The organism is Amycolatopsis orientalis DSM 40040 = KCTC 9412, from assembly GCF_000478275.1.
In the GTDB taxonomy this organism is placed as follows: Bacteria; Actinomycetota; Actinomycetes; order Mycobacteriales; family Pseudonocardiaceae; genus Amycolatopsis; species Amycolatopsis orientalis.
The window spans coordinates 207,448-230,388 of sequence record NZ_ASJB01000017.1 but is presented as its reverse complement, the minus strand read 5'-3'; the positions used below and the strand labels follow the sequence as shown (position 1 = coordinate 230,388).

Genomic DNA, 22,941 nt, shown 5'->3' with positions numbered 1-22,941 from the left:
ATCACTACCTACTCAGGACCGAGAAGTTCCACAGGTTGTCCATGACGATGTCCGTGTCAGACCTGTCGTTCCGCGCCCAAGACCTCTGGAACACCTCGTTGAGCCGCTGCGACAGATCACTCTTCCGCCACTCCGGTCCGATCCAGTAGTTCAGGTAATAGTTCGGCGCGAACTCAGCCGCCGGCGCCGACCAGAAGTCGCGCCCGGGATCGGTCACATAGGACCTGACCGACTGGGCGGCATCAGTGCTCCACGCCGATCCAGCGTCATCCGAACTGGACAGAAGGATCGCGAGCTGCAGGTTCTGCTTCTCCAAAAAGGCACTGTCGAGGGTGCCATCGACCGACTCGCTCGTCGCAAGCCCACCGATATCGATAGCGCGGCGATCGGCCTGGTAGGGCAGCACCCCGGCGTCCGCTACCGCGAGCGCACCGTCGGGTAGGCGAGTTTCGCGGATGGCCTTGCCGACTGCTTCGTGCGCCGCCGCCAAGCGGTATCGATAGGCCAGCATGCTGGTCATCTCCGTGGCCTCACCGAAACCGATTACCGTCGAGAATCCCACCGCTGCGAGCGCGGTGGCCGCGACGATCTTGCGCACGGCGCCTCCCACCACCGCGATCACGACAACCCCGGTCCCGATGGCGATGCCAGCCGAAATCTGCCCAGGTTCCCACGCAAGCACGGCGCCGGTCGCCACGGCGACCGCTGCCAGCGCCATACCGCGCTGCCTCCCCGTCTCCGGCACGTCGGAATCGGACGCCAAGCGAACTGGCCTGCTCAACACCACCAGCACCACGGGCAACAACAACTGCCACCAGAATCGGTGACCGATGTCCATCACCAGATCAGACTGCCGGTACACCCCGAGCACCACGGCACCGGAGACGACCGCCAGTATCACCGGCACCGCGTCCCGCAGCATCTCGGTCCGGGACAACAGCGAGATTCCAGTGACCCTGCGATACATCGCGAAGCCCAACACCAGGCCGATAAGGACGGGCAACACGATCGGTCCGGCCACTGGCAGAACCTGCATAATCCTGATCAGTAGTGGTTCGTCTCCACCGGTCTTCTTGTAGAACGTGTTGGGGAAAAAGGAACCGAAGTACCACCATCGGGCGCCCCAATAGAGGGCCCAGCCGCCAAGCACGGCGTACGCACCGTGCCGGTTGGCCGTGCTGCGGTCGACAAGCAACGAACAGGCGATCGCCACGGCGGCCAGCACGATGCCTTCCGGCCTGCTGAGTGCCACCACGCCGGCCAGTACGAACCCGCCGGTTCCCAACGCCCCCCTTCGATAGACGATCGCGAACAGCCAGCCGATCGACAGTGCGAAGGACACTGTCTCCAACCCCATGAAGAGCTGGAGATGGAAGATCGGGGTGGCCAGCGCCACCGCCAACAAGACGAATTCCTGCGCCCTCGGCAACCGGGCCCGGAGAATTACGACAATATAGAGGACCGCGATACAGACCGCCAGCACCTTGAAGAACAGCTCGGCTGAAACCCCCAGCAGCGCTGGAACTATCGACAGGGCCGCGTACAGAGGGTTCGTATACGCCTCTACCAGAGGTCCCTCACTGTTCCAATTCCAGATGCCGTGCTTCACTAAGTTCTGACCGTATCTCCAGGTAATGAACGAATCGTCCATCGTCACCCGGACGAACAGGAATGCCAGGACCATCGCCACCGCACCCAGCATTGCATAGGCGAGGCGCCACATGCCTCGTCCCTGCACTTCCCCGGGCGCGCCGTCCAAGTCATCGGGTTGGCGATCCAGGTACTCCCTCCAGACGCGTAACGCATCTGGGGCTCCGGCGCCAGTCACGGATTCGGCGTCTACCGGACGAAAGTCGACATCGTCACTCGACTGGACGACTGCGATCACACGGCTCAGCTGGTCCCCGACCGCGAGCAGCCTGGTGCCCGGCACACCTTCGCGAAAGGCGATCCAAGCCTGCTCTGGCTGATCGAACACCTTCGGGGCATCGGTGCCATCTTCGTCCACTGCCAGCTCAGTCGCCGAATTGCCCGGCGTCAAAGCGAAGAGCTGGTGAAGCTCGCCCGATCCGCCGGTCTTCGCAAGATCGTCGACAACGTCGACCAGCAGGCGTCCGCCGGCTGCCGCGATGGCCGCCGCCGGGGACAGAACTCGGTCGACTGGCTGTGGCTGCTCCAGGTCTCCGGCCTGGGCCGCCACTGGGTTACCCAGTGCAGGCATGATCTCTCCTGAGGATTTCTGAATGAGAGCCGGCCGGCAGGACCAGCCACGAAAGTAGAGCCTTGTCCGCAATGGACTGTTTACGAGATTGACCCGTCTCTGCAGTTTCGCCGACGCGGCCGGAAGCCAACTGCCCCGGCCGCGTCGGTGAAATACTTAAACAAGATGAACTTATCTCAGGCAGAGATTCGTCCTGTTACGGCTTGATAATAGTACCCTTCAACTTTACCGGGGGGAATCCTTCAAGCTTGGCTTCGCCGTCGGTCTTGTCTCCTGGTGCCGCACTGTCACCTGCCAGGGCGATGGTCGTAACGGAGATCTTGAACGCTTTGATGTCATCCCCAAAGGTCGCCTTGATCTCCTCGGCCGGCGGCAGGGTCACAACAATGGTGCCGTCGTCGTTCTTCTTTACCCGGTCGCCGATCCAGTCAAAGGCACCTTGACCGCGGTCTTTCCCCACGACTACATAGGACACGTGGTCCTTGAAGGTGAAGCCGTCCGGCGCCTTCAAGGTCAAGGTCTTGTTCGCGATGCTGAGCAGGTCGCCGTTCTTCGGCTCGAAGTTGACGTCGAGGTAGTCCTCCGCGCCTGGCTTCGCCGTAGGCGTCACGTTCTGGTAGAACTCCGGCTTTTCGATCCGGACGGACTTCGGGTCGGACTCCACGGGGAGACCGTTGCCGTCCTTCGGCTTCGCGACCACCTTGATCTGGCTGCCATCTGCCAGGTCGGCCGGCAGCTTGATCACGGCCTTTCCTTCCTTGACCTCGACAGGACCGGCGATCTTTTTGCCGTTCTGGTCTACGACGGTAAGCTCGCTACCCTCGGTACCTGTGACCTTCAGCTCATCACCTGGCCGCACGTCACCCGCGGGCGAGGTGATCACCGGCTTCTCCACGACCGGGGCTGGTGCGTCGTCGGACTTGACGTTGACCCACTTCGGATCCGACTCGGAGGTGAGGCCGCCGCCGTCCTTCTGGGCGACTGCCTGGATCTGATATCCCTGACCGGCTTTCACGTCGGCCGGCAGCTTCAGTTTCCATGTTCCTTGCGCGTCCGCGCGCACGCTGGGTTCGGGGAAGACAGTGCCGTTCACCTTGAACTGCACGACGGCCCCTGCGTCGGCGGTCCCGGTCAGGTTGCCACCTTCTCGAACCTCCAGGTTGGGGCCGACAGCCGTGATCGTCGGCTTGCCCGGCGCCGCGGGCAGCTCCACAGGCAGAACGGCGCGTCCATTCTGATTCGATCGCACGATGCCGAAGAGGTTCCTCATACCCACGTCTCCGCCGACGACGATCTTGTCGCCTGGGCTCTTCGGCACGGTGAATTCGCACGTCGCGCGAACCTTCGATTTGAAGATATCCGGAACGACGTCTTGGGTGACCACGCCGTTGATTACGTCGGACAGTGTATTTCGGATCATGGCGACCAAACCGCCCACGTCGACGGGATCGACGTTGGTGCCGCCCGACTCCTTCGCAAGCTGGAACTTCTGCTCGCCGGTTCCATCGTTCCGGTCACCGAAGCTGGCGCACGGCATGCCGTTCAGCGTCAGACTCGCTGTCTGCCAGGCACCCACCTTTACCAGATCCTGCCAGAAGCTGAAGGTCCCATTTCCGGCCTTGTCAGCCTGGAACTGGTTCCAAATGTTCCAGAGGTCCCATTCGACTGCGACCGTGGTCCGTTCACCGGGGTAGGTGACGCCCCTTTCCCTGTCTACCGTGAAGTGCATGCGTTCCGGCGTACCCGGCGTGCTCGCCAGCGGCACCCAGCTGTCGTTGCCGGCCGCCGCGATCCCCGGCGTGACAACCCCGCCCACTAGCGCGGCGCTAAGCGTGGTGAGTACTGCGGCACGCGCGAGAGGCCTCAGACCTCGATGCTTCCGTTCCTTGTTCGTCATCTGTAGTCTTCCGCCCTGTATTCGACAGCCCCCTCACTGTGGGGATCACGGATTACTATGACCAAGACTGACGGACGCGACAAGAAATCTGACGATTGCCCCCCGAATGGGGCGTACTCAAATTAATGGTCGAACAGTGAAGAATTGAATGTTCCCCCTGGCGATGCCTTCTTTTGATGAAACGACCTACTCCGGCGAGTCTTCCACGGTGGTCCGACGCCTTCACCGAGTGAAACGTCCACCCTGACCTGAAGGGGGGAGCAGCCGTTACCCCCTGCGACGGCCGAACGTACCGCGTCAGGTTGCAGACCCGGCAGAGTCATCGTCACGGGACACCGTGTCGGAGATCAGGTCCCTGAGATCTGCGACCGATACTCCAGCGAGCGGGGATGCCTTGCCGCCCCAGAACCGGGCTGTCCGCGAAGCGGCCAAGTTCACGGCCTGGTCACCTCTTGGGACGCCGATATCAATGCCCCAGAACCTAATCAGCTCGGCGATACCCTCAGCTGGATCATCAGGCAGATCCGGGTATCCGGCAGCGCGTATCCAACCCCAGGCCTGCCGCAGTCGACCGCCGTCGCCGAATCGGCTGTCACCGTTCTCGATTCGCCGCCAGAGGTGCGGCAGCACTGCAGCCATAGCGGTGACCGGACGAAGCTTCAGCGCTCCGGTCATCTCAGCTGCGATGGCGCAGGTCGTGCTGACATAAGGATGCCGTTCCGCGAACGTCAGCCCAGTCTGTGCGGCATTCAGATAACTGGCGCGTAGCCGATCGGACGCCGCTAGACCATTATCTTGCGCCCGGTTTCCCAGTGATACCAGCACACTCACAGCGTTCCTGATTGCCGCGACCGTCAGCAGGCCATGGCTGCTCCCATCGATGTGCGGATCCACGAATCGGATCAAGGAAGCCAGGATTCCACCCAGAAGAGCGTGCTGCGGCAGTGAGTCGGTGAACTCGCTGTCGATGACCGCCAACAGGGGCTGGAGTCCGGCGCCGTAGATGAGGCGCTGTTGGCCGCGAAGCTGCACCGCGGCGTACGGACGGATCTCGGCGGCAGGACCGATCGTCGTCGGCACGAGAACCTGTCGAACTCGCCCAGGCGAGCCGAAGGGCAGCGTGATCACACCCTGTCGCGTACCGCGTGCACGGATCGTTGTCAGGGTCCGGTCGTCGGCGAACTCGTGACAGGCAATCTTCGTAACGTCCAGCGTGGCGGTCCCGCCGATGGCTACAACGGTCTCCGCATCGCTACCCGCCAGCAGTGTGACGAGCGACTCGACCTGCTCTACCGTCGCAGGCGCTTGGACCAGTTGGGTCTTACCCATCGGGACATCGAGTCTGCGCCGCACCTCCTCCACGAGTCGGAAGTTGGCGGCGGCGAATCCGCTGCCGAGAACCAGAACACTTCGCGACCATGAAGGCTGCTGCTCCGATGCGACTAGTTTCCATGCATCATGACCGGCGTAGATGCGTGTCCGGCACTCCCACTGAACGACGGCGTTGGCTTTTGCCATCACGATGATGCACACCTCCGTATCTCGAGCATCAGCCAGCCACCCCTCGAAGGTGGAGGATCTGCCGAACACAGCTCTCGCCAATGCTCGCGACTGGGAAACCATCACATACCAGGGACATCGGGTCGTTAAGCCTGCAACATGAGCACCGCGCCGACATAAGTGTAAATTCTCACTAGGCCATGGTGACGAATTCTTGATCAGCTAGGTCAGTTCTAGACAGGGTGCGGCAAGACACCTGCAGACTGGGCCGTTCCCGGTTTGATGTACACAGGGTGCGTGCCGCCCCAGCTTTCGGAAGACAGAGCAATGGTTTCGGCACGTCGGGAACGGTCCGGTTCCGAAAATGAGAGAACTCCCCGAGTAAACTGGGACAACCGGACGGAGCCGAGGTTACGGACAACGACGGCTTGCTCCCGGCGGAGCTGAACAGCGCGATCAGTGCTCGTGCAGCCGGTATGTCTCACGGTGACGCGGAGTCCGTCTGATACGGAGTATTGCGTGGATACTTTCCCTTTCATGGCTGGCAGGCGCATGGCACCGTGAGGAAGCCGTGAGGGAAACCGGCTGCTCGCACGCGCCTTTCATCCATGGCCGACAGCGCCACGAAGAGGGGAGCAGGAGGAGAGACATGAGCAACACACGACCACGATCGGCGGTCACAGTGGCCGGGGTCACGCATGTCAGGTCCTGTCCACACTGATCGGCGCCGACAGCGGTCAAGGGCGATACGCCTTCGCTGTTCACAGGCTTCGGCCCCCGACGCCAGCCTGACCGCCATCTCATCCGACATCGCGGACCCTCTTGCTCTCACGATTCATCCGCACGGTCAACGTCGGCCTGTTCCTGCACCCGCCCGGGAAAGGCCACAAAGGCAAAGCCCGCCGCTTGCTGGTAGGTCTACGTGACTACCAGCACGACGTGCTGCGCTTCGCACACGACCTCGCCGTCCCGTTCACCAATAGCCGAGCCGAACGCGACCTACTCGTGATCAAAGCCCAGATGAAGACTCCGGCGGCTGGCGCACCCGACACGGCGCCCACACCTGGCTCCACGTCCACGCCTAGATCTCCACCCTGCGCGAGAACCACATCCACATCCCTCACCGCACTCCGCGGCACGATCACCGGAAACCCCTGGCCGCCAACAGGAATCAGAATAGCCTGAACAGTTACCTAGGGATATCAGCTCAGTCACTCTATGACCAGGGGGACCACCGGAGCAGGGCCGTCGGAGAGCGGAATCTGGTACCGTCGGCTCAAATAGGATGCGATCGAGTGGAACAGTGGACCTGCCGAGCTCCCGGATGGCAAGGTGGAATCCGGCGCGTCGAGGCGGATTCCCACCACGAATCGAGGGTGGTCGGCGGGAAAGATCCCCGCGAAGGTGATGTTGTTCAGCGTGTCGCTGTACGCTTTCGTCTTCGGGTCGACCTGCTGGCCGGTGCCGGTCTTGCCGGAGATCTGGTAGCCGGTGACGGCCGCGCTGGGCGCGGTGCCGCTGTTCTGGCCCTTGCCGTTCTGTACGACCGCGCGCATCATGTCACGCACTGTCTTCGCGGTCTGCGGGCTGACGACCTGTACGGTTTTCGGCGCCGGTTCCGGCACCACCGTCCCGTCCGGACTGACCTTCGCCTTGACGATCCGCGGTTCCACGCGGAGCCCGTCATTGGCGATGGCCTGGTACATCCCGGTCATCTGCACGACGGTCATCGACAGGCCTTGCCCGATCGGCAGATTGCCGAAGGTCGAGGTGTGCCACTCCTTGCGCGGCGGCACGTACCCGCCGCTCTCGCCGGGCAGGCCGATCCCGGTCTTCTGACCGACGCCGAACTTCTTCGCCAGGTCGAGCCAGCGTTCCTCGCCGACCTTCCGCGCCAGCAGCATTGTCCCGACGTTGGATGACTTCGCGAAGACGCCGGTCGTGGTGAACGTCTGCGTGCCGTGGTTCCACGCGTCGAATATCGTTTGGTTGGCGACCTTCAGTGCGCCGGGGACCTTGAGGGTCGACGTCGGGGTGGCCATGCCGGAATCGATTGCCGCGGTCGCGGTGACAATCTTGTTCACAGAGCCGGGTTCGAACGGTGTGGTGACCGGCCGATTGTTGAGATTCTCCGCGTCCTGCCGCGTCGACGAGTCGTTGGGGTTGAACGTTTTCGCGTCGGCCAGTGCGTAGACCTCGCCGGTCTTCGCGTCCATGACTATGGCCTGGCCTCCCTTGGCGCGTGACTGCGTGACATAGGCGCCCAGCTTCTGCTGCAGCTCGTACTGGACGTCGGAATCGATGGTCAGCTCCAGACTCGATCCCGGGATCGCCGCCTGGATGTCCCGTTCTGTACCGGGGATGACTAGGTTGTCGTTGCCGTTCCGCGTGTTCGCTACCCGGCGTCCCGGAGTCCCGGCGAGGTCACCGTCTCGCGCAGCCTCCAGCCCGGCCACGCCGTGGATGTTGTGCTTGGACACGTCCGGGCCTTCCATGCGCCAATTCGCCAGTCCGACAACGTTCGAGGCCAGCGAGTCGCCTGGGTACTCCCGCCTGGCGCGCTTCTCCGTCTGGATCCACGTGTACTTCTTGACGATATCCGTCGCCACCGAAGGCTCGATGTCGTGTAGCAGATAGGTGAACGCCGCAGGCTTGTGGAACAGCGTGAGCAGCTGCTGTTCACTGATCACGCTGGGCAGCTTCGCGGCGATGTACTTCGCCGCCCCAGCGACCTCGTTCTCGAAGTTCCGCCCGCTCGCGGGATGCTTCGCGGCGAACTCGTCCATCCTCTTGTGCAGCACTTTGAGGTTCACCGAAAGTGTCTGAGTCTCCACGCTGAACGCGAGCTTCGCGCCGTTGCGGTCCAAAATGGACCCGCGTGGGGCGGGAATGTCGGTGACTGCGGTACGTTGTCGTTCGGCGGCTGCCGAGAGCGTATCCGCCTCGAACACCTGCACCTGCACCAGCCTCGCGCCAACGACGAAGATCGCCGCCACAAACACCAGTCGTACCACCATGTAGCGCCTGTTCGAGCCTGTGGCGGCATAGGGCACGGCCCTGCCGGGTTTCGCATTGACGATGCGATGCCTCTCCGTAATTGACCGGGAAGGCGCCCGCCTGGTGCGGCGCATGATGAGACTCCCGTGTGCATAGTAGTGATCCAAGGTTGGTCCGCCGAGTAGTTGATTCGACAGGCACCAACCGGTGAGACGAGACAGAAATCAGCCCGACTTAACCAAGTCGGCGCTCGCGCAGGGTGCGCGCCGATCTCCTCAGCCAGATCTTCCCCGACGTCACCCGCAGAAGACGTCAACGCCAACATGTAGTCCTGTTCGAATGTAGCAGAAACTTAATTCAGCCGGGTCGCGTGCGTCCCGAAGGCGCCACCTTGGGCACCAGAAAATCGTTCTCACGCTAGGGTCCGATGTAATTTTTCACTCGCACTTTAGGTAATAGTTCATCGGCGATGAGTTTGATTCCGAGGTTTTCGGGCGGATACGGACGGAGTAGAATACTGTGGTGCGCCACCAAACACCCTCATGTCGGCATTCCGAACACGCGCACCGGCGTCTGCGCTTCGAGCATTCGGGGCCTCCCACGACCAAGCCCGGGATCGATTCGAGGAGGCGATCCCTGCCCGGTAGCGGAAATACAAGGCAACCCACGTGTCGTCGCAGGACAGCTTGGGGCAGCGGCGATCGTTCTCGACATTATCGAGCCGATCACGCAGGCCGGATCGGCGGCGTTGCCGCAGCCGGCAACGCTTCAGGCTTGACGAGGCCATTCGGCTCCACAGAAGCCTGATTGACGATACCGCGAGGAAAGCGCAATGAATCAGGATTCTCGTCCGCGAGTACCGGCCCCCGCCGAGAACGTCGACAGCGAATCACTCTCCTGGCCGCGCAGGCGACCGGCAGATGTCCGATGGTTGGCAGGCCGGGCAGTATTGGTAGCCGGTGCGGGCGTCACTGGCCGGTCGGTCGCACGTGTGCTGACCGCGGCCGGTGCGCGGATCACCGTTACCGACGACGCTGCCCATCGGCTTGCCACCCTTGCCGACATCCCAGGCGTCGACCTTGCTGCCGGACTCACCGAGCCCCCAGAGGGAACGGAACTGATGGTCACCAGTCCGGGCTGGCGGCTCGACAGCCCGCTTTTCACCGCAGCTGTCGCGCGCGGCATCGAGGTGATCGGCGAAGTCGAACTGGCCTGGCGTATCGCCGCGAGATTGGCCGCCCCTCCGACTTGGTTGGTGGTGACCGGTACCAACGGCAAGACCACGACGGTGGGCATGTTGGAGGCGATCCTGCGGGCCGCCGGCCTTGAAGCGATCGCGTGCGGCAACATCGGGTTGCCGGTGGTGGAGGTGGTAGGTGCCGGGCACCGGGTACTGGCCGTGGAGGCGTCGAGTCTCCAGTTGCACTGGTCACCCTCCGTTCGGCCGGCGGTCGGGGCGCTGCTCAACCTGGCAGAGGACCATCTGGACTGGCACGGCGACATGGCCGCCTACTCCGCGGCCAAGGCACGTGCCTTGACCGGCTCCATCGCCGTAGGTGGAGTCGATGACCACTTGGTGGCCGACCTGCTGGCCCGGGCACCTGCCCGTCGCAGAGTTGGCTTCACCCTTGCCGATCCCGCACCGGGACAGCTCGGCGTGCGGGACGGCGTATTGGTGGACCGGGCCTTTGGCGTAGACGAGCAGCTGGCCAAGGTCGCCGACATACGCCCGCCCGGCCAGTCCGGGCTGCTCGATGCGCTGGCCGCTGCCGCCGTCGCCCGCGCTTACGGCGTGACAACGCGAGCCGTGAGCGCGGGGCTGGCGGAGTTCCGGCCCGCCCCACACCGCGCGGAGTTTGTGGCCGAGGTCGGAGGCGTACGGTACATCGATGATTCCAAGGCCACCAATCCGCACGCGGCGCTGGCTTCACTTCGCGCCCACGAGCGCGTGGTGTGGGTGGCTGGAGGCCAGCTTAAAGGCGCGTCAGTGGACAGCCTCGTCGCTGAGACCGCGCACCGGCTGCGCGGAGCAGTGCTCATCGGGGAGGATCAAGAGGCGATCGCTACAGCGATAGCACGACACGCGCCCGACGTTCCCGTCCGGATGCTGGTCGGGGGAAACGCACGGGACATGGCAATGGTGGTGCGCGAGGCCGGCGCGATGGCGCACCGCGGCGACGTGGTGCTGCTGGCGCCCGCGGCAGCGTCGTTCGACCTCTTCGCGAACTATATGGAGCGTGGTAGGGCATTCCGCGACGCCGTGCTGGCCGTCACCCCGACGAACGAAGCCAAGGTTTGACCGCAACCTGCCGCGTAACGCGCGGCGAGACGCCCCAGCGCCCGCGAAGAGGCGTTGTCAGGCCTCCACAGTGTTCCCACTCGTCGAGAGTCCGCGTCAGTCGACGCATATGACAGCGTCGCTGGAGGGCGCAGGTGCGGGGCCGGCTGCCGCGGTGGACGCCGACGGACGGGCGTCGACGGCGTGCTTACCTTGGACGACCGCGCACCGCGGCGGGGTCGCCGATCCAGCGGCCCCTCGATGCCACCAAACCCGGTGACACTCCCCGGAGCATGGGTTCGACTGGGGCATAAGTCATGCCGGGCCTGGCGACCACGAACTCCTTGATCAAGAGCTACGAAGAAGGTAACGGGGGACCATCCGCCTACATTCGACGCAGCATCTGCGCCGTCAATGCTTGCGACGCTCCCGCGACCTTCTTTATCCCGGTGCACTACGGGCAACCGGAACAATATTTCACGACTCATTGGTTGAAATGTTCACCGATCCGTCGTGAATTGCCAGGTTAACCCATTCGTCCGAACCGGGCGATGACACGACGGTGACGAAATACGGACACGCCAATGAAAGAGACACCAGTACTCTCGGTGGGGTGAACATCTCTGCACAGGAAACCGGCTATCCGGAAAAGAGTCCCACCGATCTCGCAGCGCTGGGCAGGGTCCATTTGGTCGGCTGCGGCGGTGTCGGCATGGCCAGTGTGGCGGAAGCCTTCCGCCTGCGCGGGCTGCAGGTGAGCGGGAGTGAAATCGAGGATCGGTTCGAGTTGCAGCGGCTACGAGAACTGGGCTGCACAATCTACTCCGTTCATAGCGAGAAGAACGTCAAGGACGTCGACACCGTCGTCTACTCCACTGCTGTCTCGCCCACCAATGTCGAGCTTCGGGCTGCCATGAAACGCGGCATTCGGGTGCTGCACCGGTCGGCCGCGCTCGCCGAACTGTTGAAGGGGCGGCTCTCGGTTGCCGTCACCGGAACGCACGGCAAGACCTCCACCGCGGCCATGCTGATCAGCGCACTCCACGGGGCGGGACTTTCCCCCGACTACGTCATCGGCGGACAACTCGGCGGAGAGTCAGGCGCTGGGCGCGGCGATACACGCGCCGTCGTCTTCGAGGCTGACGAAAGCGACGGATCATTCCTCGCCTATCGACCCGACGTGGTCGTGATCACGAATATCGACACCGACCATCTCAACGTCTACAAAGACATCCACGGTCTGCGGCAAGCGTTCACCCAGTTCGCGTCCAAGGTCGGCGAACGAGGCTTCGTGGTGCTGCCGGCCGACGACGAGAACTCGCAGCAGGTCGCTGTCGATCTCCGTGCCAAGAGAATTCCGGTGTACACCTTCGGCGAGAGCGCATCTGCCGACCTGTCGATGCGGATCGAGCGCGAGCTGCCCACCGCTGTGCGCGGCGTCGCCCGATATCGCGATGGCAACAGAACTGAAGTCACGGTACCGGTCCCCGGCAGGCACATGGCAATGAACGCCGCAGCCGCGATGCTGACCTCGATGTGCATGGGTGCTTCCGAGGCAGGTGCTGTCCTCGGGATCACGCAATACTCCGGGGTGTCCAGGCGGTTCGAGCTGAAGGGCTCACCGGCCGGTATACGGGTCTACGACGACTACGCATGTCATCACACGTCCATTCGAGCTTCTCTCACCGCGCTGCGGAGTACCGCGACGAACGGCCGTCTCGTCGCGGTCGTCGAACCGTGCCGGCAGTACCGGGTCGACGCGTTCAAGGGCGAGCTCGCCGCCGCGTTGAGCGCTGCCGACAAAGTGGTCGTTCTGCCGGTCTTCGACTCGGACGAGGCCTTTGACGGCATCGTCCCAGCGGAGGCACTGACCACGCTGGTAGATCTCCCCGACAAGGACAAGTGCATGGCGCGTACGCCCGCGGCCGCGGCTCGCGCGGTTACCGGGTTCGCCCGGCCCGGCGACCTCGTAGTGACGCTCGGAGCAGCAGGCATGGCGCACGTCGCCGAGCAGATCATCGATGCCCTGGGACACGAGCACCGACAGAGGAAGGATTACCGATGAAAATGCCTCACTGCTCGAGCAAGGCGAAAGCACGGACTCACGCCCGGCGTCGTGCTTGCGGTATCGCCAGCATCCGGGCGCTGGCCGGGGACAGCCAGCCGAGCCGGAACTTCCGGCAGATCTGCCAATCGCACCGGCGATCGGCGGTCTGCGAAGTCAATTCAGCAGAGAAAGCTCGGGTGGCAGCGGCCCACGGATGTCCAGCGGTCGCTGTTCGCACGTGGTCGGATCAGGATGGGGACCTGTTCGCGGATTTGCTGGACGTTCGCTCCGCGACGGATGCTCCGGTGCTACAGCGCGATCTGGTCGTCGCCGAGTATCAGGTTTGGGAGGCGCGGGCCTTCGGCGCGGACGCCGTCACCTTGCTGCCGGCGCTGGCCGAGCCGGTGCAGTTGGCCCAGTTCGCGGCACTCGCCGAAGCATTGCGGATGACCCCGGTGTTCGAGATTTACGACGAAGAGGACGCGGAGGTGGCGCTGGACTTGGGGGCGCAAGTCACGGTGGTGGCAGGGGCAAGCCCGGACAAAGTACGCAAGATCCGGGAAGACCTTCCGCCGACGCTGCTGGCACTGTCCGAAACAGGAGGCGACATGGCCCTGATCGGTGAAAGCCTCCTTGTGCCGCATCAAGCAACGTTGGGTAGGTAATTGGGGCGGCGGGTTGTGGAGTTGACGGCGAAGTGGCGTTAGGGGTGGCAGTGACGGTTGCGCCAGCGGAGGTAGCCGGCGATGGCGGCTTCCAGCCTCAGCCAACGCGCCGAGCGCTCGATTCCGCCTCCGCGTCGCCGTCGGCTGGCTCACGCCGAACAGCGCCCCAAGCTGCCGGTCGGTCGCGACCCCGTCCCGGCCCATCTGCTCCCCGAAGTACCGAGCGCTCAGGATCGCCGCTTCCTGTTCGTCGAGCCATCGCTGCTCGACCGCCCACGACAGCAGCTCCAGCAACTCCTCCGACGCGTCCTTCTCGACCAACGGCTGGTTCGCCGCAACGCCGTCCATGGTCACGACCTCGGCGGCGGCCTGCGTGATGTCAACACCGAGTGCGCGCAGCGCGGCCCTCTGGGTGTCGAAGACCAGGTTGGCCGCGACGTGGTGTCGTCGTCGAAGTGGGTAGCAGCGAATCTGCTCCCAGAGGTGACCGATGACCGCGGCCTGGACATCGGCATTGGCTTCGTTCGCCGAGACTCCGCCTCCCGTTATGCCGCGGCGGGCTCCGAAAGTGCCGATGGCAGCCCGGCTCGCCCGGATGACGCGTCCAACGATGCCCGGCACCGCGGGCAACATGGCGTTCAGCACGACTTCCCCGGCGACGACCCCTTCGGCTCCGGCGAGCGCAGCCCGCTGCAACAGCGCGTACAGAACTTCGTCGTGACGCGCGTAGTCACGGCTGGCGAGGACTTCCGAAAGCCGCTCGTGAGCACCAAGGTCTGCCAACGCCGGATCCTGCGCCGCCCAGGAACAGAGGGCGGTGTCGAATCGCGAGCGCGACTTCGGGTCAGCGAGCTGGCGTTGGAGCGCGGTGAGCGGGTTGGAGGTGGCGGACATCGCGGTGGCCCTTCGAGTGGCGGCAAGATCGCCACGAGGCTCGAAGCCACCCCTCGCCCTTTCCCTGGCTCAGATCCTTGCCCCGGCTCTGGGGCAAGCCGACCTTCACCTGATCGGAGTGCGCCGAACACTTCCGTGCTAGGGCCGCCAACGGAGAGGGCGACCTCGGCCCAACTTCGCGAGACGAGATCCACCGCTGGGTCTCGCTGCTCTTCCAGCCGAACGAGACGAGGTCTCGGCCAGTCTCGATAGGCGTCTTGCGCGGCGTAAACCTGGACGTCGACCGATCGGTGAATTCGAGCGGCGACCGAAAATACATGTCTCGGTCGATCTCTTTCGATTCGTCGTTCCGTCTCTCTGCGGCGGCGAAGTCTCGCCGTTGACTGAGGCAGGTCTCGGCAGTTCGGGATGGACTGGATGAATACTTCTGGGGACAGCGCGGTCGTTCCTGAGCCGCCCGAAGGGCCATGCGGCAGGCTAGTTTGGTGTTACGATCAACGCCTCAGATCTGGCGATCGCCGCTACTCTGCTTACGTCACAACGGTTTCCGGTAGCCAGGGCGATCGTCTTCGCGGACGGCTCAACGCCGCGATAAGCGAGCTAATCCGGTGGGCCGCGCACCAATCCGGCCAAGCAAGCCCCAAGGACGAACCGCCGACATGACGACCTTCGAGCAAGCGAACAATCCCCCGGTCCCCGGCAGTTACGTCTCCGGGCCTTCCGGGCTGTCCGACTACGCCGTATCGCCCCTGGGCATGCCCGCCGCCTTGCTCCGCGACGAAGTCCGGGTGGCCTTCCTCGGCCGGACATCCACCGAGGATCTGCAGGATCCTCGCCAGTCGATGCTGCGCCAGCTCGCCAATTGCAAGGCAGCGATACCCGACTCATGGGTGATCGTGGCCCACTTCTACGACGTCGAGTCCGGCCGGCTTGCCCTGGACAACCGAGGCCGCGGTACAGACTATGAGCGCTTCGACATCCCGGTCCCTCGAGCAGGTGGCGTGAGCGACCTGCTCAAGGAAGCACCTGCGCACACACGGGCGTTCGACGTGGTCATCTGCGAGGGGATTTCCCGTGTCGCGCGCCGGGCGTTCGAGGGACTGTCCATCGAGCGTGAACTTGAGCGCGCGGATGTGCCGCTTTTCGCGTCGAACGAGCCGATCACCTTGTCCGGCAGCCGCGCGCAGCGCGTCCTCCAGCGCCGTATCAACCAGTCCATCGCCGAGTATGAGGTCCTCAACACCCTGGAACAGTCCTGGGGCGGGCTCTGCACACACGTCCGAGACGGTTGGAACATCGGCAAGCCACCGTACGGCTACAAGGCCAAGGTGCTTCCGCACCCCAACCCGACGAAGGCCGACAAGGGCAAGACCAAGTCTCGTCTCGAACCGGACGGCCGGTGCGCCGAGACCGTCACGCAGATCTTCCACTGGCGGTACTACGACGGTCTCGGCTGCGCGACCATCGCGGACCTGCTGAACGCCGATCTCGAGCGTTACCCGCCACCAACCGCGCCCAGCAAGGCACGCACTCGCGGCTTCTGGGGCAAAAGCTCGGTGCACGGCATCACGACCAACCCCAAGTACACCGGCTACCAGGTCTTCAACCGCCGAGCCACGAAGTCGCGACGCGGCAAGGTCAACGAGCCGTACAAGTGGGTCTGGTCCCCCAAGCCTGTTCACGAACCGCTGGCGCCCAAGTGGATGTTCGACGAACTCACCGGCCGTCGGACGGCACGACGCGGTTCGCGGGCCGACGGGACCACCAACCAGCACCCTCAGACCAATCGCACGTACCTGTTCCGCGGACGGGTCGTCCACAGCTGCGGGCGACGTATGATCGGGGACTTCCGGAAGGGGCGCCCGACCTACTACCTGTGCTGGCCCCGCAAGAACAACCGCGGCGTCGCCGACCCTCATGCCGATCTGCCCACCGCGGTCCGCATCCGCGAAGACGAACTCCTGGATGCCGTCGGGCGCTTCTTCGCCGAACGCATCTTCGGTCCTGACCGTACGTCCATTCTGGAAGCCGATCTGGCCACTGTGGACGACACTGCCGCACGAGCACGGGAGGAGGACCGAGAGCGTCTACAACGACAGCTTGTCGAGATCGAACGCAAACAGGACGCCCTGCTCCGCCAAGCCCAAGACGGCGCACCCGACGACCCGTTCGCGAAGGCGCTGAGGCAGAACTACAACGAACTGGCGGCGAACAAGAACACCGTTCAAGCCGAGATGGTTCAGCTGGACGCGCAAGACATCGAGACTCCAGCACCACCCACACCCTCGGACCTCAGCCTTCTGGACGCCGTCCCCTACTTGCGGGTCAACTTGGCCAGGGCTCCGCAGGCCCTGCTTCAGACGCTATTCGAGGTGACACAGCTCACCGTGCAGCTGAACGGCCTCGGCGATGTCGTGACGATCGGGGTTAAACTGCCAGCAGATCAAGTGCCCGCGATAGCGGAAGCAGGAGAAAGGATCACAGACGCCATGTCGGCTACTGAAATAGCAAAAAGCGCCGATCGGAATGATCGACGCTCTTTGCGTGGTAGCTGTACGTACCCCCGATGGGATTCGAACCCACGCTACCGGCGTGAGAGGCCGGCGTCCTAGGCCGCTAGACGACGGGGGCTAGGAAATTTCTCCTCTGGGAGGAGATTTTCAGTTGTTCACCTGCTGTGTTGCTGCGGAGAAACTTACCAGACCGGGTTTCCCACCTTCGCAGGGGGGTCACTCTGTGTTTCACTCCGGAGAGTTTCTCCAGCTGGGGTACCAGGACTCGAACCTAGACTAACTGGACCAGAACCAGTCGTGCTGCCAATTACACCATACCCCAGTGAGGTACCGTTCCGATCTTGACCGGCTCGGTGCCGCACGAGAAAGAATACTAGAGCACGCTGTTCCGCACCGTGAAAGCGGGGGTCGCCGTAGCGCGCTGAGCAGGGACACCGAGCTTCGCGAACTCGGAAACGAGCAGCTCAGGCAGCTCATCGAGGCCGGAGATGGTGTGCACGCCCGCCGGGGCGCGCTCGGCGATGCCGTCCCGATCGAGCCAGACGGCGCCCAGGCCGGCGTCACGGGCGCCGATGGCGTCGGTGTCGAGCTTGTCCCCGACGTGGACGGCTTGCGCCGGGTCGCAGCCGAGACCGAGGCAGACCGAGTGGAACATCGCCGGGTCCGGTTTGGCTACTCCGAGTTCACCGGCGATCGCCACATGGTCGAAGAACCGGGCGAGACCGAGATCGGCGATCTTCTTGCGCTGATGCGTGCCCGACGCGTTCGTGACGGCCGCCACCAGGACACCGGCGGCCCGCAGCCATTCCAGGCATGGGAGGACATCTTCGAACAATTGCCACGAACGGGTGAGGATTTCACGACGACGTCTTTCGAAGCCGGTGACCTGGTCTTCGTCGGCCAGAATGCCGATCTCCGCGAGGAAGCATTCAGTACGCTTGTGATGCATCGTCGCGTAATCGATTTCGCCCGCGACCACCAGCGCGACATGCTCTTCGGTGATGAGATCCCACAGTGGCCAAAGGTCGTTTTGGCCGGTGAGAGCGCGCAGGCTGAGCCGGATCGCCGCCGTGCAGTCGATCAAGGTGTCGTCGATGTCGAGACACACCAGCCGCAACTCCGGGGGCTCCCAAGGGGCCTCGTCCGGCACGGTCGGGGTGGTTCGTGACGGGGTCCGGGGCACGAGAGCGAAATCCACCAAGTGAGGCTAGGGCACTCAGCGCGATCGCGACTCTGCCGATGAGGTGATTAAGGCTGGTCTGTTCCGGCGCGGGCAGTCTACTCCCAGTTGGTGAGATGACGTGTTTTAGTTACCAGGCAACGCCGAACGACGGGCGACCGAGTGAAAGGTCACCGTTCGGCGACACTTCCGGCTCGCCGTGTCACACGCCCCGTGACGGCGGCGAAAGCCTTGCGGGACTTGAAACCCGGACCGTCCACATGGGCACACGCCCCGCACCTCCCCTTCGACCGTCCTTCGAGGACCGTTCCGGCGCGACCGAGTCCTGTTTGGACAGTCACACCGGGTCGCTCACGGGTCACCGCGGCCGGACGGTGACCTCGTCGGCGGATCTGTCCGGATGGCGCTTGACACGACGGCGGGGCAGGTGCATGCTGAGCTTATTCAACAAGTGATGAATAAGGGTTCGAAGGGGTGGGACGAATGCACGAACACACGAGCTGCGTGATCGTCGGCGGTGGCCCCGCGGGGATGGTCGCCGGGTTGCTGCTGGCCAGGGCCGGGGTCGAGGTCACAGTGCTGGAGAAGCACAAGGACTTCCTGCGGGACTTCCGCGGCGACACCGTGCACCCGTCGACGTTGACGTTGCTCGACGAGCTGGGGCTCGGCGAGAAATTCCTCAGCCTGCCGCACAGCCAGATCTCCTACGCCGGCTTCCCGGCCGAAGACGGCACGATGATGCGGCTGGCCGACCTGACCCGGCTGAAGGTGGCGCATCCCTTCGTCGCGATGGTCCCGCAGTGGGACTTCCTGGACCTGCTCGCCGACGCGGGCGCGAAGGAATCCGCGTTCACGCTGCGGCAGAGCACCGAGATGACCGGGCTGATCCGGGAAGGGGGCCGGGTGACCGGCGTCCGCTACCGCGACGTCGAAGGGAAGACCGGCGAACTACGCGCCGACCTGGTGATCGCCGCCGACGGCCGCTGGTCGCTGGCCCGGCGGGAAGCCGGGCTGGTGCCGAAGGAGTACAACACCCCCTTCGACGCGTGGTGGTTCCGGATCTCGCGGAGAGAGGGCGAGATGGAGGGCGGGCTGACCCCGAGGATGCGGAATCGCCGGTTCGCCGTGCCGCTGCCGAGGAAGGGCTACTTCCAGGTCGCCTACCTCGGCCCCAAGGGCGAGGACCTGCGGACCAAGGGCATCGATTGGTTCCGGGAGAACGTGGCCGACGTCTGCCCCGAATTCGCCGATCGCGTGGACGAACTGAAGACGACCGACGACATCAAATTCCTCGACGTCAAGCTGAACCTGCTGCGGAAATGGCATCTTGACGGGCTGCTGTGCATCGGTGACGCGGCACACGCGATGTCGCCGGTCGGCGGGGTCGGCATCAACCTCGCGGTGCAGGACGCGGTCGCGGCCGCCACCCTGCTCGCCGAACCGCTGCGCCGGGGCAGGCCGTCGGTGGCCGACCTGGCGAAGGTGCGCAGGCGCCGTCTCGCGCCGACGATGCTGGTGCAGGGGCTGCAACGGATGCTGCACAAGAACGTCATGCGGCCGGTCATGGAGGGCAGGCGCAACGGCCCGCCCGCGCCGATGGTGAAGCTGTTCCGCCGCTTCCCGGTGCTGTCCTACTTCCCCGCCCGGCTGCTGGGGCTCGGTCTGCGGCCCGAGCACGCCCCGGCCTTCGCGCGGCGGGCGATGGAGCCGGCCGGGAGCTGAGTGCCCCGAACGCCATGAAAGGTCCTTTCCTTGCGAAATTCGCAAGGAAAGGACCTTTCATGGCACGTGAGGCTAGACGGCCTGCACCGGGTTCGTCAGGGTGCCGATACCGTCGATGGTGATCGAAACCGACTGGCCGTCCTCGATCGGGCCGACGCCCTCGGGAGTCCCGGTCAGGATGACGTCGCCGGGCAGCAGCGTCATCACCCCGGACACGAACTCGACCAGCTCGGGGATCTTGTGCACCAGGTCCGAAGTACGGCCGTCCTGTTTCAGCACACCGTCCACCTCGGACCGGAGCGCGAGGTCGGCGGCGTCGATCGAGGTCTCGATCCACGGCCCGAGCGGGCAGAAGGTGTCGAAACCCTTCGCCCGGCCCCACTGGCCGTCGGCCTTCTGCAGGTCACGCGCGCTGACGTCGTTCGCGACGGTGTAGCCGAGGATCACGCTCGCCGCGCGGGCGGCGGGCACGTTCTTCACCGGCTGACCGATGACGATCGCCAGTTCACCCTCGAAATCGACGCGGCCGATGCCGTCGGGACGGCGGATGGGCGCGTGCGGGCCGATCACCGTGGTCGACGGCTTGATGAACAGCATCGGGTCCGCCGGGACCTCGTTGCCGAACTCGGCGGCGTGTTTGGCGTAGTTGCGGCCGACCGCGATCACCTTCGACGGGAGGATCGGCGCGAGCAGCCGGACGTCGGCGAGCGGCCAGCGCTTGCCGGTGAAGTTGGGGTTGCCGAAGGGGTGCTCGGCGATTTCCAGTACCTGGGCGTCGTCGCCGTCCCCTTCGATCGAAGCGAACGCGACACCACCGGGATGAGCAATTCGAGCTAGACGCACGCCCTCCACCTTACGGGTGCCGATCACGACCGGCTCCGAGTGGATACACCGAAAGCCACCGAAAGTGCACCCGTCCAGGTGCTGTGTGCCCGCCCGGCAAGCGCGACCATCGGAAGGCAGGCCGAGGCACGCCGGGCGAGGGAAGGCCGCGAGATGACCGCCGACGCGTATCCCCCGAACCCGGTGATCGTCCCGCGGCAGCTGCCCTTCCCGCCGCCGTGGCTGGTCGGCCGCGAGCGGGAGACCGCCGTCCTGACCGAGACGCTGGGCCCGCTCGCCGATCCGGCGTCCGTCGTGGTCATCGAAGGGCCGGGCGGGGTGGGGAAATCGACCCTCGCGCTGCACTGGGCGCACCATCACCTGAACCGGTTCCCCGACGGCCAGCTCTACACCGACCTCGGCGGGTTCGACCGGCCCGCCGAACCGCCGTCCGCGCTGTCGGTGCTGCACTCCTTCCTCGGGGCCTTCGGGGTCGCGCCCGCCGCGCTCCCGACGGACGAACGCTCCGCCTCGGCGCTCTACCGCAGCGTCCTGGCCGGGAAACGGACGCTCATCGTCCTCGACAACGCCGCGGACCTCGCCCAGGTGGCGCCGCTGCTGCCCGGCACGCGCACCTGCGCGGTCCTGGTGACCAGCAGGACGAACCTGGCAGGCCTCCGGCTGCGCGGCGCGACGTCGCTCCGGCTCGGCGCGCTGTCGAAGCCGGAGGCCCGTGACCTGCTCGCGCACCAGGTCGGCGCGGACCGGGTGCTGGCCGAACCGGAGGCGGTGGATCTCCTGCTCGCCCATGCGGCGGGGCTGCCGCTGGCCGTGTCGCTGATCGCCGCGCGCTCGGCGAGCAGGCCGGACCTGCCCCTGGCCGTGACGGCCGAGGAACTGCGTGGCTTCGGCAACCGGCTGGACGCCTTCGACGCCGGTGACGGATCGGCCGACCTGCGGACCGTCCTTTCGTGGTCGTATCGCGGCCTGGGACTCGACGAGGCCGGCGGGTTCCGGCTGCTCGGCCTGCTGCCACAGCCTGAATTCGACGAGGCCGCCGTCGCGAGCCTGCTGGCGTTGGGTACCGCGCGGACGACAGCCCTGCTGCGCTCCCTCGACCTCAAAAGCCTTCTGCACCAACACCTTCCGAAGCGCTACCGGATGCACGACCTCGTGCACCGGTACGCGGGCGAACTCGCCGAGCGACTCGATCCGACGGCCGAGCTCATCGGGGCGAGGCGGCGCGCGGTGGACTTCTACCTCCACAGCGCGTTGCACGCCGATCGCCTGCTCTACCCGCATCGCGCCAGACTCGCCGAGCCCGTACCCGAACGCGGGGTCAAACCCCTCGAATTCGCCGGTGAGGCGGCCGCGCTGGAGTGGTTCGCCGCCGAGCACCGCACCCTGCCCGCGATGCAGCGACTGGCGGCCGCCGAAGATCTCCCGGAGCGGGTGTGGTGGTTCGCCCGGGCCCTCGACACCTACCAGCACCGGCAAGGCTTGATCCACGACAACGTCGAGACCTCGCGGCTGGGCGTCGACGCGGCCGAGCGGCTGGATTCACCGGTGATGCGCGTCCTCGCGCAGCGGCAGCTGGGCCGGGCCTGCACCAGGGCGGGTGAGCTGGAGGAGGCGCTGACCTGGCTGGTCCGTGCGCTGGCCGGGGCGGCCGGGCCCGAGGAACAGGCGCATACCCACCATGACCTCGCCCGCGCCCACGCGCGGCGGGCGGATCACGAAAACACCCTGTGGCATGCCGAACAGGCGCTCGACCTCTACCGGCGGGCGGGTAACCAGGTGGGCGAGGCGCACGCGCTGAACGCGGTCGCCCGGCAGTACGCGGAACTGGGCGAGTACGAGCGGGCCCGCGAGTACGCGACCACCGCCCTGTCCCTGCACGAAAGACACGGCAACGGCAGCGGTGTCGCGGTGACCCTGGACAACCTGGGTTCCATCGCCGGTGGCGCCGGACTTCCCCGCGAGGCGGAGCGCTTCTACCTGCGTGCGCTGGAACTCAGTCTGAGGCAGGACAACAGGTTCTTCGCCGCGGAGGTGATCGAGCACCTCGCGGAAATCCAGTTCTCCAGCGGCAAGCTCGACGAAGCGGCGGAGTACTTCAAGCGGGCCTACGAGCTTTACGTCGCCCAGCACCGCCTCCCCGACGCGGAGCGGGTCCGGGAGCGGCTGGCCGAGCTGCCTTCGTGA

13 protein-coding genes, 2 tRNA genes and 1 pseudogene are annotated in these 22,941 nt (G+C 65.0%); 6 read left to right on the top strand and 10 right to left on the bottom strand.

What is annotated here, in order from left to right:
- Window positions 1–4 precede the first annotated feature (4 nt).
- The 4 genes from L324_RS05985 to L324_RS05970 form a co-directional block, all read right to left on the bottom strand.
- Entirely contained in the window at window positions 5–2,221 is a 2,217-nt protein-coding gene (locus L324_RS05985) for a DUF8728 domain-containing protein (protein ID WP_152546704.1), read from the bottom strand.
- Between the two features lie 196 nt (window positions 2,222–2,417).
- Window positions 2,418–4,118: a hypothetical protein gene (locus L324_RS05980; protein WP_152546703.1), complete on the bottom strand. Its 1,701-nt coding sequence runs from the start codon at window positions 4,116–4,118 to the stop codon at window positions 2,418–2,420.
- Window positions 4,119–4,415: 297 nt separating this feature from the next.
- On the bottom strand, window positions 4,416–5,651 hold the full coding sequence (locus tag L324_RS05975) for an iron-containing alcohol dehydrogenase (RefSeq protein ID WP_161780821.1): 1,236 nt from the start codon (window positions 5,649–5,651) through the stop codon (window positions 4,416–4,418).
- A 1,178-nt stretch (window positions 5,652–6,829) separates the two neighbouring features.
- Complete coding sequence (locus tag L324_RS05970) at window positions 6,830–8,749, bottom strand: peptidoglycan D,D-transpeptidase FtsI family protein (RefSeq protein ID WP_081736200.1); 1,920 nt, start codon at window positions 8,747–8,749, stop codon at window positions 6,830–6,832.
- 797 nt (window positions 8,750–9,546) lie between these two features.
- On the opposite strand from L324_RS05970, the gene murD reads away from it, so the two are divergent.
- Entirely contained in the window at window positions 9,547–10,914 is a 1,368-nt protein-coding gene (murD, locus tag L324_RS05965; protein WP_037304807.1) for a UDP-N-acetylmuramoyl-L-alanine--D-glutamate ligase, read from the top strand.
- Window positions 10,915–11,506: 592 nt separating this feature from the next.
- Window positions 11,507–12,958, top strand: coding sequence for a UDP-N-acetylmuramate--L-alanine ligase (murC, locus tag L324_RS05960; RefSeq protein ID WP_051173655.1), 1,452 nt, complete (start codon window positions 11,507–11,509; stop codon window positions 12,956–12,958).
- Window positions 12,959–12,995: 37 nt separating this feature from the next.
- Here murC and L324_RS43840 read toward each other — a convergent pair whose 3' ends face one another.
- Entirely contained in the window at window positions 12,996–13,118 is a 123-nt protein-coding gene (locus tag L324_RS43840; RefSeq protein WP_268871849.1) for a hypothetical protein, read from the bottom strand.
- A gap of 19 nt (window positions 13,119–13,137) precedes the next feature.
- Here L324_RS43840 and L324_RS44065 point away from each other — a divergent pair, with 19 nt between their 5' ends.
- The gene (locus tag L324_RS44065) at window positions 13,138–13,605 is read left to right on the top strand and encodes a hypothetical protein (RefSeq protein ID WP_369094784.1); all 468 of its coding nucleotides are present in this window, start codon (window positions 13,138–13,140) and stop codon (window positions 13,603–13,605) included.
- Window positions 13,606–15,383: 1,778 nt separating this feature from the next.
- On the opposite strand, the gene L324_RS44390 is transcribed toward L324_RS44065, so the two are convergent.
- On the bottom strand, window positions 15,384–15,929 hold the full coding sequence (locus L324_RS44390; RefSeq protein WP_235783410.1) for a hypothetical protein: 546 nt from the start codon (window positions 15,927–15,929) through the stop codon (window positions 15,384–15,386).
- On the opposite strand from L324_RS44390, the pseudogene L324_RS44385 reads away from it, so the two are divergent.
- A pseudogene (locus tag L324_RS44385) lies at window positions 15,828–16,172 on the top strand (recombinase family protein); the annotation flags it as partial. The gene L324_RS44390 and the pseudogene L324_RS44385 overlap by 102 nt on opposite strands.
- An 885-nt stretch (window positions 16,173–17,057) precedes the next feature.
- Here L324_RS44385 and L324_RS05950 read toward each other — a convergent pair.
- From L324_RS05950 to L324_RS05940, 3 genes are all read right to left on the bottom strand, one after another.
- Window positions 17,058–17,130, bottom strand: a tRNA-Glu gene (locus L324_RS05950).
- Window positions 17,131–17,262: 132 nt separating this feature from the next.
- Window positions 17,263–17,334 (bottom strand) — tRNA-Gln (locus L324_RS05945).
- 51 nt (window positions 17,335–17,385) lie between these two features.
- On the bottom strand, window positions 17,386–18,120 hold the full coding sequence (locus tag L324_RS05940; RefSeq protein WP_037304897.1) for an HAD family hydrolase: 735 nt from the start codon (window positions 18,118–18,120) through the stop codon (window positions 17,386–17,388).
- A 555-nt stretch (window positions 18,121–18,675) separates the two neighbouring features.
- On the opposite strand from L324_RS05940, the gene L324_RS05935 reads away from it, so the two are divergent.
- Window positions 18,676–19,914, top strand: coding sequence for an FAD-dependent oxidoreductase (locus L324_RS05935; RefSeq protein ID WP_037304805.1), 1,239 nt, complete (start codon window positions 18,676–18,678; stop codon window positions 19,912–19,914).
- A 72-nt stretch (window positions 19,915–19,986) separates the two neighbouring features.
- Here the strand turns inward: L324_RS05935 and L324_RS05930 are convergent, their stop codons facing one another.
- Window positions 19,987–20,757 carry a fumarylacetoacetate hydrolase family protein gene (locus L324_RS05930; protein ID WP_037304895.1) on the bottom strand — a complete coding sequence of 257 codons (771 nt, stop codon included), beginning with the start codon at window positions 20,755–20,757 and terminating at the stop codon, window positions 19,987–19,989.
- Between the two features lie 153 nt (window positions 20,758–20,910).
- Here L324_RS05930 and L324_RS05925 point away from each other — a divergent pair, with 153 nt between their 5' ends.
- The gene (locus L324_RS05925) at window positions 20,911–22,941 is read left to right on the top strand and encodes an ATP-binding protein (RefSeq protein ID WP_037304804.1); all 2,031 of its coding nucleotides are present in this window, start codon (window positions 20,911–20,913) and stop codon (window positions 22,939–22,941) included.